This window comes from Robinsoniella peoriensis, from assembly GCF_000797495.1.
Classification (GTDB): domain Bacteria; phylum Bacillota; class Clostridia; order Lachnospirales; family Lachnospiraceae; genus Robinsoniella; species Robinsoniella peoriensis.
Genome location: NZ_JTGN01000010.1, coordinates 1 through 17029, shown reverse-complemented (window position 1 = coordinate 17029; position 17029 = coordinate 1). Strand labels below are relative to the sequence as shown.

General features: G+C 41.2%; 12 protein-coding genes and 2 pseudogenes. 11 read left to right on the top strand and 3 right to left on the bottom strand.

The genetic code is table 11. The features are described from left to right. A pseudogene (locus QR40_RS19460) lies at positions 1-264 on the top strand (nitroreductase family protein); the annotation flags it as partial. Positions 265-630: 366 nt separating this feature from the next. On the opposite strand, the pseudogene QR40_RS19455 reads toward QR40_RS19460, so the two are convergent. After that, positions 631-1359, bottom strand: a pseudogene (locus QR40_RS19455) (DUF2268 domain-containing putative Zn-dependent protease). Between the two features lie 345 nt (positions 1360-1704). Between QR40_RS19455 and QR40_RS19450 the strand changes: the two are divergent. Continuing rightward, complete coding sequence (locus QR40_RS19450) at positions 1705-2184, top strand: DUF1648 domain-containing protein (RefSeq protein ID WP_044296459.1); 480 nt, start codon at positions 1705-1707, stop codon at positions 2182-2184. A gap of 107 nt (positions 2185-2291) precedes the next feature. Here the strand turns inward: QR40_RS19450 and QR40_RS19445 are convergent, their stop codons facing one another. Continuing rightward, positions 2292-3059 carry an EFR1 family ferrodoxin gene (locus tag QR40_RS19445; RefSeq protein ID WP_027292586.1) on the bottom strand — a complete coding sequence of 256 codons (768 nt, stop codon included), beginning with the start codon at positions 3057-3059 and terminating at the stop codon, positions 2292-2294. A gap of 272 nt (positions 3060-3331) precedes the next feature. Here QR40_RS19445 and QR40_RS30070 point away from each other — a divergent pair, with 272 nt between their 5' ends. Next, positions 3332-4963, top strand: coding sequence for a response regulator (locus QR40_RS30070; RefSeq protein ID WP_052430950.1), 1632 nt, complete (start codon positions 3332-3334; stop codon positions 4961-4963). After that, positions 4960-6693, top strand: a complete 1734-nt coding sequence (locus QR40_RS30065) for a cache domain-containing sensor histidine kinase (protein ID WP_052377662.1) — start codon at positions 4960-4962, stop codon at positions 6691-6693. The genes QR40_RS30070 and QR40_RS30065 overlap by 4 nt, the downstream gene beginning before the upstream one ends. Before the next feature lie 141 nt (positions 6694-6834). Here QR40_RS30065 and QR40_RS19430 read toward each other — a convergent pair whose 3' ends face one another. Further along, positions 6835-7230 (bottom strand): hypothetical protein, encoded by a 396-nt coding sequence (locus tag QR40_RS19430; RefSeq protein WP_044296458.1) that lies wholly within the window; start codon positions 7228-7230, stop codon positions 6835-6837. A 384-nt stretch (positions 7231-7614) separates the two neighbouring features. Between QR40_RS19430 and QR40_RS19425 the strand changes: the two genes are divergently transcribed. From QR40_RS19425 to QR40_RS31900, 7 genes are all read left to right on the top strand, one after another. After that, a complete protein-coding gene (locus QR40_RS19425) occupies positions 7615-9012 on the top strand; it encodes an ABC transporter substrate-binding protein (protein ID WP_044296457.1) in 1398 nt (465 codons plus the stop codon). Positions 9013-9026: 14 nt separating this feature from the next. Continuing rightward, positions 9027-9929: a carbohydrate ABC transporter permease gene (locus tag QR40_RS19420; RefSeq protein ID WP_242849038.1), complete on the top strand. Its 903-nt coding sequence runs from the start codon at positions 9027-9029 to the stop codon at positions 9927-9929. After that, complete coding sequence (locus tag QR40_RS19415) at positions 9919-10758, top strand: carbohydrate ABC transporter permease (RefSeq protein WP_027292591.1); 840 nt, start codon at positions 9919-9921, stop codon at positions 10756-10758. The genes QR40_RS19420 and QR40_RS19415 overlap by 11 nt, the downstream gene beginning before the upstream one ends. A gap of 34 nt (positions 10759-10792) precedes the next feature. Further along, positions 10793-12835, top strand: coding sequence for an alpha-amylase family protein (locus QR40_RS19410; RefSeq protein ID WP_044296456.1), 2043 nt, complete (start codon positions 10793-10795; stop codon positions 12833-12835). A gap of 121 nt (positions 12836-12956) precedes the next feature. Continuing rightward, positions 12957-16106 (top strand): alpha-mannosidase, encoded by a 3150-nt coding sequence (locus QR40_RS19405; protein ID WP_044296455.1) that lies wholly within the window; start codon positions 12957-12959, stop codon positions 16104-16106. A 145-nt stretch (positions 16107-16251) separates the two neighbouring features. Then, on the top strand, positions 16252-16449 hold the full coding sequence (locus QR40_RS31905) for a hypothetical protein (protein WP_160295850.1): 198 nt from the start codon (positions 16252-16254) through the stop codon (positions 16447-16449). Positions 16450-16604: 155 nt separating this feature from the next. Beyond that, positions 16605-16832: a hypothetical protein gene (locus QR40_RS31900; protein WP_160295849.1), complete on the top strand. Its 228-nt coding sequence runs from the start codon at positions 16605-16607 to the stop codon at positions 16830-16832. The last annotated feature ends 197 nt before the right edge of the window (positions 16833-17029 follow it).

The window sequence follows — 17029 nt, the reverse complement described above, 5'->3', positions numbered from 1 at the left end:
TTTGATAAAAAGCAGACAGGGGATATTGATGCTTCAATTCTGACAGACCATATGATGCTTCAGGCGACTGAACTTGGACTGGGAAGTGTCTGGGTTTGCTATTTTAAACCGGATATCCTGCGTGAAGAATTTCATATTCCATCCAAACTGGAGCCGATTAATATACTGGTGATTGGATATTCTGCCCAAGAAGAAGGGGATCCCAATCGGCACAGCCAAACACGTATCCCAGTGGATGAACTGGTTTCATACGAGAAACTTTAGAATAACTGTTGAAAGAATCAGAATAAAGGATGTGGAAATATCCTTCTGTTGGTACTGACAATGATAGTACGCAGTTTATAATTGTATCAATAGAGATTATAGTAACTTTTTCAAACAGGATCTTGTACTACAGCGAACAATTTTATCTTAAATTGGGGTTTCGCTAAGAAAGGTACGCTTTGTAGATAGATGTATTGCTCGGAAAGAGAAGGGGTGAGCGCTTTTTGGGGCATGCGGGCATTCGCTGTGAAATCCTGATGCATTTCGCAGCTCAGTGCCCGCTTAGTATCCAATGGGATCCAGTTTATTGATACAAAGCTGGTACAGGACAATGGAATCCTGTGCCCTGATAACAATTGGCATTCCTTAATCTTCCCAAAAATCCTCTATTTCTCTGAGTATTTCATCGGTAGGGATAAGTGTTGCTTCAATAATGGTTTTACACGTCTTTTCTAAATAATGCTTAATCATATAATACCCACATGCATAGCCGGCACAAAAGGGCAGACCCACAGGAAAAAAACCCTACATTTTTGCAATTTCATCCCCATAGAGATATGATGTTAAGTTATCCATTCCTTTCACGTCCAGGGCATCTCGGATGAGTGGTTTTATATAGTTGTCCAGAGTGTCCATATCTATTTTACTGACCCAGGGCCCCAGTTTTTCTTCTCCGTAGATGAAGGTGGCATAGTTTTCAGCCAAACCCTCCGTGACCATCATACCTGCCAGGGATATATCATCATGCCATTTCTCAAATTGAAACCGCACATTATGGTTGCACTCATGAGCGAGGGCAGCCGGTATACGCCCAATGGTGTATTCGTTTGGTGTAATTGCACCAAAAATGTATCCAGGTATGCCGCCGTCGCCGGAATAGCCATCGCTAAGTATGGTATATGGACTCAGGGGATCTGCAAGCAGAATAGTATATAAATATTTCTGAACCGGTAATTCAATACCGGCATGTTCAAACCGGCCAAGTGCGTCTTCTATGGAGTGCTGGCAGCTTTTCCAAAATGCGTCATCAGACAGCAGCTGAACGCTTTCTTCCTGGCTCTTATCTATTTCTGAAGGATTCAGATATCCTAACATATTACTTGCCATAATTACGTCATAACCATTTTCCTGCTTCGCCTTGAGCGGTACGCAGTAACAAGCCCATTTTTTCTCAAAGGGTTTCATCATTTCATAACGATATATGTCGTTCTTTTTTTCCATAGGGACAGATATCATTTTCTTGTAAATTACATCTGATCGTATATTCTTGATTTCCATATTATTGCTCCTTTTCTATCTGATCTATAGTTATCATACAAGTTGACGCGACGAGAAGGTCAATAGTTTTTTGTGTATTTTTGTAAGTACATAATATCGTTGCTAATGGTATTGATAAATGGTAGAATATACCTATAATTTTGAAGTTGTGGAGGCGATGGGTTGAAGATAAAGAATAGTAAATTTGATATTGCTATAAATATGTTGTGTCTTATTATGATAATAGGGACAGCCATATATCTGATAGTGAATTGGACGAATATACCAGAAAATGTACCTATGCATCATAACTTTTCTGGAGAGGTTGATAGATTTGGAAATAAATCGGAAATGATCATTTTACCAATATTAACAGTAATTATGTTTTCGTTTATGTCTGTGGTTGAACATTTTCCTCAACTATGGAATACCGGTATTAAAGTTACTGATAAAAATAAGGAATATGTATACCGAATATTAAAAAATATGATTACAACACTAAAACTAATAGTTGTTTGTGTTTTTACATATCTTACAATGCAAACAGCATTAGTGATTGAATTACCATCACTGTTTCTGCCGGCTTTCATACTAATATTATTTGGAGATATGCTTTTTTGGATTCTCAAGTTAGTAAAGGTAAATCAGAAATTGAAAAATTGACAACTGTAACTTAAATTCGCACGTACCATGAATCAATCAAATTTATTATGAATAGCATGATCAGATTTAAAATGAGTAAGGTATGCATATAGACTTTCCTCCGTATTTTATTTTTGCAGATATTTTTCTATCCAGCCTTGTTCATATACACGATGACCTAATAATGTAATTGCCTGTTTTGGACAATGATTAATGCAGCGATAGCACATAGTACACTGATCTCCCGATTTGGCAATGCCATTTTCCATAACGATGTTTTTCATAGGGCATAACTTAACACATTTACCGCATCCGATACATTTTTTGGAATGTATGGTTAGCTTGTCTGTATATCGTTTTGTTTTATTGTAAAAATACAGCCTTTGACCAAACAACCCGGCAAGATGGCTGAAAGCACCTAATCCCTCTTGCGGAGGTTTGCCCATCTGTAATTTTTGTACTGCCTTCTTTATTTTTTCTTCTGATTCTGTGACAAGCTGTCTGTTCTTTTCTAATGTAGTTTTCAGAACTTTTTCATCACTGATACTGTCTGGCATTTTTAAGTGTAAACCGCCGGTTACCGCTGCACCAAAAGTTTCCAGCAGTCTTGCCAATACACCTGCTCCGTCTCCACTGAACATTCTCATGGTTGTCAGAATGAAAACTTTTTTTCCCTGCCATAGCTCCTGATTTTGGATCATAAAATCGCGCAGTATTTTTGGCATGCTGCTGTATTGTGTGGGATATCCAAATACAATCTCTGTTTCACTGCGGATTAGTTCTGGCAGCCGAATGTCTTCAATCGAATAAACGATTGCTTCAGGGTCATATGCTTTTGTAAATTTTTCTACGCAATGTCTGGTATTGCCTGTGCCGCTAAAATAGATTCCGATCATGATAAGATTCACCGCCTTTAACACGCTTTGTGGTGTTTTTATTTCTTAAAGTATAATGAAGAATAAACCGTTCGTCAATAGCCGTGGTAAGAAGTGCAGCACAAAAGATAAGAGTGGCATGGAAAAGGATGTTTATATTGCAAATATGAAATGATTGTTTTATAGTAAATTTATATGAACATGCAGAGATGGCAAGCATCCGGAACGTTACAATGGAGACTGTGGACTAACCGGGGAGTCTGTTTCTGAGCGGACCGAAAGGATTAAAAATTATGAAGATACTGGTTGTGGAAGATGATTTTATTGTACGAAAAGGCATTATTCTTTCCCTGGATTGGGAAAAGGAAGGATTTCAGATCTGCGGTGAGGCAGCTAATGGAGTCAGCGGGTTTGAGTTAGTAAAAGAATTACAGCCGGAAATTATTTTGACGGATATTCGGATGCCGAGAGAAGATGGGCTGTCCTTATCCAAGAGAATCCGCAGTGCTTACCCGTGGATGAAAATTGTAATTCTAAGTGGTTATGATGATTTCTCTTATGCGAAACAGGCATTGCAGATTGGAGTTTTTGAATATCTACTGAAACCAATTAACGCCGATGAATTGCTGGAGACAGTTGTAAAATTAAAAAAAGAAATAGAAAAAGAAAAGGCGCGTCAGGAACGGGAAATTTTTCAGCAGACTTTTGTGGAAGAAAATTACGATTATGTGCGCAGCAGGCTGCTGAATGCTTTGATCAGTGAGAAATTGACGGATCAGGCGAGAAGGGAAGAGGTGACAGGGCAGCTTTCAAAGCTGGGCCTTGAGTTTGCAGGTCCCTGTTATCGGGTTTTACTGATTTCGGTGGATGATTTTTTCCTTTTGACACAGCATTCTGTGGAGGAAAGGCGCTGCCTGGAAGAATCCATAGAGGAGTCCATAAGAAATATATTGGGACTGTCGTCTCAGGAGACGGTGTTCCGGGACAATGGCACGCATTTTGTGGTGATCCTGATGGAGCAGGGACAGGAAGAAAAGGCGGACAGAGAAGCTTTGAGCAGGCTTTATCAGCAAATAAAGGGTGAGTTGGGATTCTATATTACGGTATCTCTGGGAGATCGTAAAGATAAGATAGAAGAGATAAGGCAATCTTACCGGGAGGCACTGCAGGCGCTGCGGTGCAGACCTTATATGCCGGGAGAGTATATGATTCACTATCATGAGAGTATGGGAAAAGAGAGGAAAACTTATCTGAATATCCAGAAGAAAGAAAATGAACTGGTACAGGCGATGCTTCAGTATGATGGGGACAGAATGCTTGAGATTGTTCAGAACATTTTTGAAGAAGCCTATCAGAAACAAACAGAATTTGAAAAGGTGAAAACAGCATGTGTGCGTATCTGGATGATTGTGGCTTCTAATTTAGAAGAGATGTCCATCAATCCTTTGGAAGTGACGGGGGAGAGCAGGGACTGCTTAAGGGAGATGGAAGGCATCGGAAGCTTTTCGGCTTTAAAGCGGTATATATTGAATCTATGCCGGGAAACTGTACAGGTGTTAAATTCTACAGAAGGTGCGAAATATAATTTGATTATACAGAAATCTATGCAGTACATAGCTAAACATTATATGGACGAAATCCGCATCAGCCAGATCGTAGCGGAACTTTATATCACACCAAATCACTTCAGCCAGGTATTTAAATCCCAGACCGGAATGAATTTCAGCGATTATCTGAACCAGTTCCGGATCGATATGGCAAAAGAGCTGCTAAAAAATCTGGATTTAAAAATATATCAGGTTTCGGAAAAGTCAGGCTACCAGAATTACAAATATTTCAACCTGGTATTTAAGAAGTATACCGGATACTCACCAAAAGAATATAGAAATCACATTGACTTGCGAGAGGATGGAAAAATAACTTGAAGAAGATAAAATCCAGGTTTGTAAGCTTGAATATTAAGGTGTTTTTACTGGCAATTGCCATGTCAATGATTCCAATGGCGATCATAGGAACACTTTTATATCAAAAGGCATTGGAAATTGTGAGGGAGAAGCAGGAGGCGGCCTCTCTCTATATACTAAATAATATCTCTGAAAATATAACATATGTGACGGATTATGCCCACAGCCTGTCTCTTTTTATCATTCAAAATCAAGACGTACGTGCCACCTTGCTGGCTGAATCCATGACAGAACAGGAGCGGGTACGCCACCAGAACCAGGTGGCAAAAAGCCTGATGTTTTATACCGGACAGAATCATTTTGTGAAATCTATTTTTATACAGGGGAAGAATGGTCTGATCTTAAGTGCCGGAGGGCTTACTTCCTATGATCTGGGAGAAGAACAAGAGAAGCAGCTTGAAGCGATGAAAGGGAAAATTCTATGGACGGGAACCGGGGAAAGGGATCAAAATGGGAATGCAGAATACCTGACTTTGTTGAGGAGCATCCAAAATACAGAGAATTTGAAAGAAACACTGGGAACACAGTGGATTAATATTCCTGTCTCAAAAACGGAGAAACAGTTTCAGGAGTATATAGACACGTATCCCGGTTATATTGCATTGGTTGATTCCCAGGGGGAAATATTACTAAATGCAGGGGAAACAGAGATGGTGGAGTCTGACATAAAGGATGTGCGCAGTGCTAAAAAGATGCCCTTTATTAACAGTGGAAAGAATACTTTAGTTTATGGAATTGATATATCGGATACCGGATGGACCCTTATGAGTGGTATTGATATTACTAAATTATTGGCAGAAAACCGTAAGATACGCAGTCTTTTACTGTTGGGAATAGCAGTCAGTACGATGTTATGTTTCTGGATTACGTTTATTTTTGCAAGAAGTATTTTAAGGCCGCTGAGGCTGCTGACGAATAAGATTGTGGAAGTAAAGGAAGATAATTACAACGTTCAGCTGGAATTTGAGAGCAATGACGAGATTGGGATTTTGAGCAGGCAGTTCAATGCAATGACAAAACGCATGAATGAACTGGTCAATGAAGTGCTGACAGGAAAAGTGCTGCAGACCGAGGCTGAGTTAAATGCACTGCAGGCACAGGTAGATCCTCATTTTCTATATAATAATCTGGATACGGCATATTGGATGAGCAGGCTGGAAAAAGCGGAGAAGACAGGAAAAGTGGTACTGGCTATTGCAGATTTATACCGACTGACCCTGAATTCGGGACACCGGCTTATTTCTGTGGAAACAGAAGTGCGCTATATGGAAAATTACATTGTCATTCAGGAACTGCGCGTGTCAGACCAGATCCAATTCCATATTGAGATCCAGGAGGGAGTGAAAAAATGGGCGACTATGAGGTTTGTAATACAGCCGCTGGTGGAAAATGCCATCCAGCATGGAGTTCTGCCCACCGGAAGAGAGGGCAATATCTATATCCGGATTTACCAGCGGGATGACAGGCTTTACTTTGAAGTAGAGGATGACGGTGAAACGGCAGATATGGAAGAAATGAAGAAGATGCTGGCGGATATCAAGAGTGAAGAAAAGAAGGGCATGGCTATCCGCAGTATTGCCCAGAGGATTAAACTGCAGTTTGGGGAGAATTATGGGCTATTCTTTCAGGAGGCGCCGTGTGGAGGGACAATAGCCAGGGTGATACAGCCGTTAGTGGAGTATGAGGAGTAGAGGGAGAATTCTGGGAATGTTGCGAACTTTCTGTAAGCTAAATCTTTAATAATTTAATTTTTGTATACCGTCAGCCGATTGGCTGACGGTATTTTAATATGTACCCGGCATGGGCACAATTCTGATGGGGTATAGGAACCCCTATCTGGTTTCCTGTTTCTTTTTATATACTGAATATATAAGTAAAAATAAGTACATACCTAAAAACATATGAATCAATGTTGGCGAGCCTGTACTTCCATTGAATGTAACGATAAGGGTGTATAAATTAATTTCCTGTAACAAGGACACTATAAAAGCAATCAGGAATCCCACAACTAAATGACTTGCTTTTGAAATATACTGAAAGAACAATAAAGCTAACAATAATCCTAATATAATCCCGCTAATGCTATTCGCCAAATATCTTGGATAGGGATTATAGGTCATTTGGGCTAATCGATCCAGTTTATCCAATATAAAAATAGGAATAAGCCCAGAAAATATTATTGGAAATAAAACAGTTATGATATTGAGGAATACATATTTTTTCTTCATAGACTCAACCTCCCGTCGCTTACTCATAATAATCTTTATTTTCAGAATCCAATGGATTCACCTCTTTCTTTTTCCTATTTATAGTAAATATTATCACTTTAAAATTTACTTGTCAATCTTAATGAGTATGCCATGATACTTTTCTGACAATTGAGCTACCCACGGTTAAAAAATTTGTAAACCTGATCATATCTTTTTGCTTAATTGAAAAAGTGATTGTATAATATAGACAAAGGAATAGAAAAATAGGTATTTTATGTGCTTTAATCGTATAAAAGAATAGAATATTGGATGTTTTCATAGATTATATGGTTTTTTGGAGTGGGTTTCATTCGTTATACTAAGGATGTAAAAAACAAACAGAAAAGGATAAGGAGAGGTATTATGGAGAGAAGAAAAAGAATCTTAGCGGTTGTATTGGCAGCGACGTTGCTTGGTGGAACTTTAGCGGGATGCGGAGGCCAGGGAGGCGATACATCTAAGGATACCGGAAGTACCCAGGGAACTCAGGAAAGCAAAGGTGAAACAGGGGGTTCTTCTTCGGGAGAAAATGTATCACTGACCATCATGCATATGGGGACGGAAGAAGGCATCAAAAACGGGGATATTGAATCAATTATGATGCATCAGGTTGTAGAAAATTTTAAGGCAAAATATCCGGATGTGGACTTGAAAGAGGAAATAGTAGGGCAGGAAGCGGGATATGAGACGAAAATCAAAACGCTGGCAGCCGCCAATGAAATTCCCGATTTAGCTATGCTGCTGCCTTCCATGATGAGTTCTTTCTATGAAAATGGACAGATCTTGGATTTGGCACCGATTTTAAAAGAAGAGTCGGAATGGGCAGATACTTTTGCAGACGGTATGTTTGGAGATTATACTTTTGGAGAACAGATTTTGGGAGTTCCAAGGTGCAGTATCGCAAATCATGTTATTTATTATAATACAGAAATTTTTAAAGAGTGCGGGATGGATAGTTTCCCGGCAGATGAAGTGGAATTTAAAGATGCTGTTCAGAAGTTAAAGGAGAAAGGATATATTCCGCTGGCTACTGGAAATAAAGGAAAATATGCAATTGCTTCCCAGGTAATGCCTGGTATTCTGATGAAATTCAATGAAAGTGACTGGTATGACAAAGTAAAAAATTATGATGGTGCTTCTTTTGAGGATCCCGATTCAGTAGCAGCGATTAAATATATGGAAGAGCTGATGCAGATGGGTCTGTTTAATGAAAATGTAAACAGTCTGGACCCAAATCAGGCAAGACAGCTGTATTATGACAAGAAAGCAGCCATGTACATAGAAGGATCCTGGTCCGTATCCAATTTAATCAGTGAAGCGCCTCAGGAAATACTGGATACTACCGATATGACAATCTTCCCGACGGTAAAAGGGAAAGAAGACCTGAAAAACCAGATCGTCGGAGGTCAGGGCTGGGGAATCAGCATCAGTGCCAATGTTACGGATGCACAGAAGGCAGCAGCAATTAATTTCTTGAAAGAAATGTCCGCGCCGGAAATCCAGACGCTTCTGATTGAAGGCGGTTCTTTAGCAACAGCTAAGAATATTGATTATGATGAAAGTAAATTGAATCCGTTTTTTGCAGAATTTCTGGAAATGTATAATTCACACGACAAAATTGTGGGATGCCCGGAAGTTCAGTTATCAACGGCATATATGGATGCCAGTTATGTAGGGTACCAGGAAATGTCCATTGGAGCAATCAATGCAGAAGAACTGGCTGCAAAATTACAGGAAGCTCATGAAAGTGCGAAAAAATAGTTGGAGGTGGCAATGTGAAAAAAAGAAAATATAGGAATCCGTTGATGCCCTCAGGCATAAAGTTAGCGGCTTACTTAAGCATTCCGGTCGGCGTCTATATTTTTATCATCATTATTCCTACTCTGTTCGCATTTGGTTATAGCTTTTTTGAATGGTCAGGAGGTCCGGCAAAGAAATTTATTGGTTTTGAAAATTATATTGCGCTATTTAAAGATGATACATTCTGGCTGTCTTTCCGAAATACGATTTTATTTACATTTCTTATGGTGATTGGACAGGTAGGAATTGCGTTTCTCTTTACCCTGTTCTTTACCATGAAGTGGGTTAAATTTGTAGAATTACACCGCAGAGTTATGTATTTTCCAAGTATTATTGCGGCGGTTGTCATTGGTCTTATGTGGCAGCTGATTTACAACAACGATTTTGGTATTCTGAATCATATATTAAGGTCTATTGGGTTGGAACAGTGGATTAAACCCTGGCTGGATGATCCTAAGATCGCCATGTTCTCTGTAGCAGTACCGGTAATCTGGCAGTTTATCGGATATTATCTGGTACTGCTTATGGGAGCAGTTGCTACTATTCCAAAGGATATTATGGAAGTGGCTGAGATAGACGGGGCAACCGGATTCAAAAAAAGTATCTATATTACTATCCCATTGATATGGGATACACTGAAAATCTGTCTGATGATTTGTTTTGCCGGATCTTTCAAGGCATTTGACCATATTATGGTAATGACAGGAGGAGGACCTGGAAGAGCCACCAGTGTATTGTCGCTGTATAATTACAATACCTCTTTTGTGCAGATGAAAATGGGATATGCAAGTGCGATGGCAGTGGTCATTCTGGTGGTTTCCATGGGATTAACGATAGGAATACAGCGGCTAATGGAGGGAAAATCATATGAACATTAAAAATATTCCCGTAAAAATATTGAAACTGATCGTCAATATCATATTCATGCTGTTTTCAGTTTCCTGCATTTTTCCGATTTTGTGGATGATTAATTCAGCATTAAAGACCAGCAATGAATTTATGCAGGACAGCATCAGCCTGACCCGCAGTCTGTATGTACAGAACTTTATCGATGCCATACAATCCAGCGGGTTTCTGAATTGCTTTATGAATTCCGCCATATTAGGAGTGATAAATGTAGTTTTAACAGTGGTATGTGCGCTGGTAACCGGGTATTTCATATCCAGATATAATTTCCGCTTTAAAAAGGCAATTTACCTGTTGTTTGTTTCTGGAATGGTCATTCCTATGCTGTCGCTGCTGATCCCGGTGTTTTTACAGTTTAAAACGCTGGGTATGCTGGATAAGCCCTGGACGCTGACACTGCCTTACCTGGCATTTTCCATGCCATTCGCAGTTATGCTGACAGAAAATTATATCAAGTCGATTCCCGTAGAACTGGATGAAGCAGCTTATATGGAGGGATGCAGCACGTTTCACCTGCTGAGCCGTATTGTTTTCCCCATGTGCTCTCCGACAGTTGCCATACTGATTATTACTTCTTTTATGAATGCATGGAATGAATTTCCCTTTGCGCTGGTTTTATTGAATAATGAAAAATTAAGAACAATATCAATTGGAATTCGTATGTTTAACTCAGAACATAATATTAATTACCCGCTTTATATGGCAGCGCTGCTGGTTTCCATTCTGCCGATATTGATTATATATCTGATTTTTTCTAAGCAGATTATGAAAGGTATGACGGTAGGAGCAGTGAAAGGTTGAGTTTAAAAAAATTATGAAATAACAGGAGGTTTTTATGTGGTTTGAAGGTAATTACAGAAGGATTTTTTTAGATATGCATATTGATGACTGGAATGATGAATTTATGTCCAATGTGGACCCGAAAGGGTTAGTAGAACTGCTGAAAAATGCAGGCGCACAGCAGATTGTAGTAAAATGCAGGCCGCATACGGGGCTGGCACATTACCCCACCAAAATCGGGAGGATGCACAAAGGGCTAAGAGGCAGAGATTATGTAGGAGAGATGATTGAATTATGCCATAGCAGCAACATTGCCGTAAAAGCATATTTTTCTCAAATTTTTGATAATTGGGCATATGAAAATCACCCGGAATGGCGTATGATAAATGGATACGGTAAAACATCCAGAGAAGAAGCAGATCCGGCAAGTGATTTCATGAGCAGAAAAGGCAGATATGGTATTGTATGCCCCAATAATGAGGAATACAGAGCTTATGTGAAAGCTTGTCTGACTGAAATGACGGAAATGTATGATTTTGAGACAATTTTTCTGGATATGCCGTTTTTCCCGGAAGTATGTTACTGCCCAAGCTGCCGCAGGAAATATTTTGAGCAGACGGGAAGAGAAATGCCCAGAGTAATTGACTGGGGTGATCCGGCATTCCGGGAGTGGCAGAGTATCCGTGAAGAGTGGATGGGTGATTTTGCAGCATTTTCAACGAATGTTATTAAATCTATCAAACCGCAGGTTACTATCGAACACAATCTGTCCATGATGGCTGATCCATGGGAATATGCCCACACCGATCTGGTGGCAGAGGCAAGTGATTATGTAGGTGGTGACTTATACGGAGGATTTATGCAGCAGACGTATATGTGTAAATATTACCGCAATCTGAGCAAAGCTCTTCCGTTTGTATTTATTTCTTCCAGATGTGATCCGGGACTGAGCTATCATACTACCACAAAGACGGAAGAAGAGTTTATGCTGCATACCATCATAGCACTTGCACATAATGGGGCATTTTCCATCTGTGATGGTGCGAACCCCGACGGAACACTGTGTGAGGAAGTCTATACCGGTCCGGTTAAGAATGTATTTGATGAAAGCCGCCACTATGAAAAATATGTGAGCGGTGATATGCTTACCAATATCAGTGTATGGTTCCCAAGCAGGTCAAAATGCAGCTGGAGTGATAACGGTAATCCGGTAACAGGAGAAAAATGCAATAAAAGTTTTATGGATACCCATATCAACATGGGCAGGATCCTGCGGGAAGAAAATCTTCCGTTTGACGTTATCCCCAGCAAAAAGTTAAAGGGGCTGGAAAGCGATGCCCTTGTAATCTGTGATGCGGCAGTCATCCATGATGAGGAAATGAAGGGTATCGAAGAGTATGTGCGCGGAGGCGGAAACATTTATCTCAGCGGGCATGTGGGACATGAGCGTTTACTGGAGCTTCTGGAAGCAGAATATCAGGGACTGACGGAACACAACGTTACATATATGAGTTCTACGGAAGCAGGAAAAGAATATTTTGGAGAATTTGCAAAGAAATCTCCAATGAATGTACAGAGTATAATGGAAATTCTGGATTTCAAAGGAGATTATGAGACACTGGCTACGCTGACTCTGCCTTATACCATGACCGGTAAATGTGAATTTTCATCCATTCACTCCAACCCTCCGGGAATCTATACCGACAGGCCTGTGGCAGTGAGGAAAAAAGTTGGAGAGGGACAAATTCTCTGGTTTGCCGCTCCAATCGAGAATTCCAGACCATACATGAGCCGCCGCGCAGTTGGCAGGATCTTAAAGAGTCTGTGCAAAGACCTGGAATTTGAGTCTAACGCACCATCCTTTGTAGAAATACTGGGGTGGAAGAAAGATAATAAGCGCTATTATGCAGCGATTAATGAGCAGGAAACTTCCCCGGTAGCACCGATGTTTCATATTGAAATTAAGATACCGGGAGAGATCAGCAAAGCAACAATTGCAGAAAAGAATACCGAACTTAAAATCACCAGAGAGGATGGCAGAACGACCATTTATCTGCCGGAGTTGAAATTGTTTTCGGTGATAGAAATTGAAGAGTAATGACAATGAGAAAATGTTATTACTAAATTAAAAGAGTAAAGGAAGCCATTGCAGATCAGGTGATGGGTTTCTTTACTTTATGTGGCATTGGCAAAAACTTATAAATATGAGGAGGAAATATATGGATTTCAGAGAAGAACGATTGGGGAAATTACTGGAAGATTTGAATGTCATGCGGTATTGCAATACGGTGCTGCTGGAGAATTTTGATGTGGATAAGAAATGGGAAGATGGTGTTCATTCTGTTCTTCGGCATAAAATTATTCTGCCGGCTTGTTTTGAGGGAAAATATGTGGAGTTTTGTCTCTCTACCGGAAGAGAAGGAGAATGGGATGCCGTAAATCCCCAGTTTCAGTTATTTGTTAATCAGAAACGGATTCAGGGGATGGATGTGAACCACAGAACGGCAGTTTTAACGGAAAATGGACGGAAAGAGGAAGTGTTTGATCTGGAATTAAGAAGCTATACGAAATACCAGAACAGGCCAATATTACTTCGTGGAGAAATCCGTGAGGTGGATAAAGAAGTTGAAGAACTGTACTACGACCTGCGGGTTGCATATCAGGTGGCGTGCCTTCTGGAAAAAGACGAGGAAAACTATCGGAAGCTTATCGCTGCCCTGGAATCAGCATGTGGGCATCTGGATCTCAGAAAACCCCATTCTTCGGATTTTCACAAAGGTATTAAAGCAGCTAAAGCCTGCATTATGGAGGAACTGTATCACAGCTGTAACGGTGGGGTAAGCCCGGTGGTTCATTGTGTCGGACATACCCATATCGATATTGCCTGGCTCTGGACGCTGGATGTGACCCGGGATAAGGCAGTCAGAAGTTTCTCTACGGTACTGGAACTGATGGACCGGTATCCTGAATATATATTTATGTCCAGCCAGCCTCAGCTTTATCAGTATGTAAAGGAAGATGCTCCCGATGTATATGAAAAAATCTGCCAAAGAGTGGCAGAGGGCAGATGGGAAGTAGAAGGCGGAATGTTTGTAGAACCAGACTGTAATATACCTAACGGAGAATCCCTTGTACGGCAGTGTCTGTACGGCATTCGCTTTTTTGAAAAAGAGTTCGGAAAGAAAAATCATATACTGTGGCTGCCGGATGTATTCGGATACTCCGCCTCCTTACCGCAGATCATGAGAAAGTGCGGACTGGATTATTTTATGACTACGAAAATAAGCTGGAATGAGACGAACCAGATTCCTTACGATACGTTTTACTGGGAAGGGATTGACGGAACGAAGGTGCTGACACATTTTATCTGTGCCAGGGACTATTCTTCGCCTACCCGCAGTGTGAGAACAAATAATGAACATTACTCTGCCTTTACAACAAATTATAACGGCTATGTTACACCTGCCCAGATAAAGGGAGCATGGCAGAGGTATCAGCAAAAGGAGCTGAACAGCCAGATACTGCTGTCTTATGGATACGGGGATGGAGGCGGCGGGCCTACGCAGGAAATGCTGGAAACCCAGAGAAGGCTTGCTCTTGGAATTCCCGGATGCCCCAGAACCAGACAGTCCTCCGCAATAGAGTTCTTCCGGGAGCTGGAGCAGGAAGTAAAAGGGAAAAAGAGGATGCCCCAGTGGTATGGCGAACTGTACCTGGAATACCACAGAGGAGTCTATACTTCCATGGGAAGAAATAAAAGGTCTAACCGGAAATCAGAATTTCTGCTGTGCAGAAGTGAGTTATGGTCTGTAATGGCAAATACACTGCTTTCCATTCCAAATGACAGGGAAACGCTCCTTGAATGCTGGGAAATTCTAATGAGGAATCAATTTCACGATATTCTCCCCGGTTCTTCCGTTGCGGAAGTATATGAGGATTCCAGGCGGGAATATGAAATCCTCAGTGATAAACTCCTGGCCCTGGAAGAAAAACTGCTTCAGACAATGACAGATCAGATTGCAGGAGACAGGGGAATCGTCGCTGTGTTTAATCCGAATAGTTTTCAAAATACAGACATTCTGGAGATACCGGAACCGGTAAGCCGGAAAGTAAGCAGTTTTAAGACTGGCGGCACCGTGTCTGTCATCCAGGAAAACAGTGACGGTTCCAGGATATTCCTGGCAGCGGATGTACCTGCGAAGGGGTACTGTGTGTTTGAACCGGTTGATGAAGAGATGGCAGAAGATAAAAAGTCTTCGCAGGTATTGAAACAAGATATTACGGAGCAAAATGCGGCACAGGCAAATCTATTTACAGAGTTCGCCCTGGTAAATGGTGAAGTGGAAACAAAGTGGTATCACCTTTGCTTCAATGATAAAGGGCAGTTTACCTCTATTTATGACAAAGAAGAAGGGCGGGAATTATTGCAGATAGGACACCGGGCAAATGTACTTATGGCATATGAGGACAAACCCCATGATTTTGACGGTTGGAATATCTATGACTACTATCAGGAGAGAAGCTGGGAAGTGGATCATTTGATCCGTATGGAAGTCAGTGAAAAAGGTCCCCTGCGATATGCGATAGAACTGGAATGGAAGTATCAGGATTCTGTTATTGAACAGACGATTTACCTGTATTCCCATACAAAGAGAATTGATATGAAGACCAGAGTGGACTGGAAGGAGAGCCAGACCTTGCTGAAAGCACTGTTCCCTGTAGAAATACACAGCAAAGAAGGAACCTTTGAAATCCAGTATGGAAATATCAAACGGGATCTGGTAAAAAATACTTCCTGGGATCAGGCAAGATTTGAAGTCTGCTATCAGAAATGGATGGATATTTCGGAAGACGGATACGGTATCGGCTTCTTGAATGATTGTAAATACGGAGTCCATGTACAGGATGGAACGGTAGGATTTACTCTGATTAAATCCGGTATATATCCCAATCCACAGGCCGATCAGGAAGAGCACTTATTTACATATTCCCTATATCCTCATCAAGATGGCTGGCGTCAGGGAAATGTACCCAGACAGGCATATCAGCTGAACCAGCCCATGACCGCAAATGTAAAGAAGCTGGAAGGCGGAAACCTGGCGAAGGAGTACAGCACTGTGTCCGTATCAGCAGAAAATGTCATAGTAGAAGTCGTAAAACCTGCACAAGACAGTGATGATGTGGTAGTCCGCATGTATGAATGCTACAATCGGAGAACAAAAGTGACAGTGGAATTACCACAGGAAATACGTGAGATTTACAGATGCAATCTGCTTGAGGAAGAAGAAAGACTGGAAGCTGTAAATGAAAAGAGCTTTCAGATAGAGATTGCGCCTTATGAGATTTTGACGTTTAAAGTTAAGAGGTAGAAATGTTTGAATATATTTCTTAGTAGCTGAACGTTCTAGTACTACAGCGAACAATTTCATCTTAAATTTGGGTTTAGCTGAGGAAGGACGCTTTGTATATGATAGGTAGTGTACGGAAAGAGAAGGAGCGAGCCAGGACATTGATTTGGAAGGCTTACCGCAGAACTGGTATTTTCTAACCTTCCCAGAGCCCTTTTTGGCGGCACGCGGGCATTCGCTCCGAAATCCTGATGCATTTCGCAGCTCACTGCCCGCTTACAATCCGATGGGAGAAGTACTGCATTTTGCAATGCAGTACTGGTCGAATTGTATCCGCCAAAAAGCACTCCGGGAAGGTAAGTAAATGCTCAGCTCTGCTATACGCATTCCAAACCAATGTCCTGATCCGCCCCCTTCTCTTTCCGAGATAGCATTCGTTGATACAAAGCTGGTTTTCTCAGCGTGGTGGGACCCCCGGGGTGTGGCATGCCGGACGCGACTGGCATAAAGCAACTGATCTTGAAAACGGAATTTGTTTTTCATTCTGTAACCAGAAAAAGGAGCAAACTTCCATCTTCTTTTACGCAAACAGCCGAAACATACTGCGCAGCATCCAATAAAGAACAGCCCGTCACAGCCCAGGGGTTCCAACCTGCTGAGAAAACCAGCTTTGTATCAACAAATGCTATCTCGGAAAGATGGGTGTGGGAAACTGGTATGGGCGTAGGAAGCGTAGAGCAGAGCTGAGTATTTTATAATGTACCCATAAGTGTGGACACATCATTTAGCGGGGCTCCCATTTTTTTAGACATCCCTTCCCATTAGTTCCATATAAATGGACACCCCCTCACCTTTCAGAACCCCAATTGTGGACATGCCTTGCTGGTATACCCTGTTTCTGGGACAACTGGCTTGGATGATTGCTGAGGCCTCTTTTGGCTTAG